This is a genomic window from Sulfurimonas sp. (genome assembly GCF_026991475.1).
GTDB lineage: Bacteria > Campylobacterota > Campylobacteria > Campylobacterales > Sulfurimonadaceae > Sulfurimonas.
This window is the reverse complement of record NZ_JALXBK010000056.1, coordinates 1-1,879: the sequence shown is the minus strand read 5'-3', so window position 1 is coordinate 1,879 and position 1,879 is coordinate 1. Positions and strand designations below refer to the sequence as shown.

The window sequence follows — 1,879 nt, the reverse complement described above, 5'->3', positions numbered from 1 at the left end:
TTTTCATCGACTGTGAAACCGTGAGTAAGCACACCTTTGTATGGCGCTTTGTGCTGTACGGCAGATGATAGGAAGAGTGAAGACTGGAACCAACCACGGTGTTGGTCACTTCCCTCAACATATAAATCAGCTGGATATGTACCTGCATCATAGTTTCGAGATTTGAGTACTGAGTTCCAAGTTGAACCAGAATCAAACCATACATCTAAAATATCTGTAACTTTTTCAAGCTCTTCGGGCTTGTATCCTGAACCAGGATAAAGGAGTTGTGAAATATCCATAGAGTACCATGCATCACTTCCTTGCATTTCAAAAATCATAGCGACAAAATTCATTACTTTTTCATCAAAAACTACTTCACCCGTAGCTTTTACTCTAAAAAATGCAATAGGCACACCCCAGTCACGCTGACGAGAGATACACCAATCTGGACGGTTTTCAACCATAGAGTTAAGACGATTACGACCTGTTTGAGGGATGAATTTTGTTTTTTCAACTTCAGAGAGTGCAATTTCACGAAGTGTTTTACTCTCACCCTCAGGTAGTCCATCAACAGAGATAAACCACTGTTTTGTAGCACGATAGATAAGCGGAGTATGACTTCTCCAGCAGTGTGGGTAGGAGTGGACAAATTTATTTGTTTGTAGCACTGCATCACCCATAAGTTCTAAAATATCTTCATTTGATTTGAAAATATGACGACCTACAAACTCCTCTGCGTTTGGAATGAGTTTTTCATTTACAACAGTCGCATCAAAACATCCTGTCTCATCGACCGGCATAACAACTTCGAGGTTATATTTTAGCCCTACACGGTAATCATCTTCACCATGTCCTGGTGCTGTATGTACACAACCTGTACCATTTTCCATAAGTACATGCTCACCAAGAACAATATGAGATTTTCTTCCATTAAGTGGATTTACTGCGTTTAGATTCTCCAGCTCACTTGCATGGAAAGTTTTTACTACTTCACCTTTGATAACTTCGCTCTCTATTAAAGAGTTGTAAAGTTTTTTAGCAACAATATAGCCATCACTGGTAAGCACATACTCCTCTTCAGGGTTGAGTGAAATACCAGTATTTGCAGGAATTGTCCATGGTGTTGTTGTCCAGATAACAGGAGCAGCTTTTTCTTTTTTTGCAAGTCCTAGCTTCTCTTTTGCCTCATCATCGAGTTCAAACGCAACAAAGATAGAGTAATCTTCTTTGTCTTCATACTCAACTTCTGCTTCAGCAAGTGCAGTACGCTCTGCCCATGACCAAAATACAGGTTTACTGCGCTCTATGAGCAGACCTTTTTTTGCAACATCACAAAGTGTTCTAAAGATGTTTGCTTCAAATCTGTAGTCCATCGTAACGTAAGGCTTTTCCCAATCAGCGATGATACCGAGTGTTTTAAATTCAGCTCTTTGAATATCTACAAATTTTGCAGCATGCTCACGGCAAAGCTTACGAATTTCAGCAGTTTCAAGCTGCTCTTTTTTCTTTTTTCCGCCAAGTTTTTTCTCAACTTGTTGCTCAATTGGAAGACCATGACAATCCCAACCAGGAGTAAAACGTACAGATTTTCCATTAAAATAGTTATGTTTTATGATGATGTCTTTGAGGACTTTATTTAAAGCATGCCCAATGTGGATATGACCATTTGCATAAGGAGGTCCATCATGAAGTGTAAAACTCTCAGCATCTCTGCGTTCGTTTTTCATTTTGAAATAAACTTTTTTCTCATCCCATGCAGCGTAACGCTTTGGTTCGTTGTTTATTAAGTTTCCGCGCATAGCGAATGTTGTTGTCGGTAAAAGTAGTGTGTCTTTGTAGTCCATTGAAACCTCAAAATATTATTATAATTATAAATTCTTTGCATTGTATCTTTAAT

Annotated in this window: 1 protein-coding gene; it reads right to left on the bottom strand. The window is 38.7% G+C overall.

All coding sequences use genetic code 11. The features are described 5' to 3' along the window. Positions 1-1,826: isoleucine--tRNA ligase (ileS, locus tag MV589_RS04565; protein ID WP_297432499.1), on the bottom strand; the 1,826-nt coding region annotated here is incomplete at its 3' end. Positions 1,827-1,879: the final 53 nt, after the last annotated feature.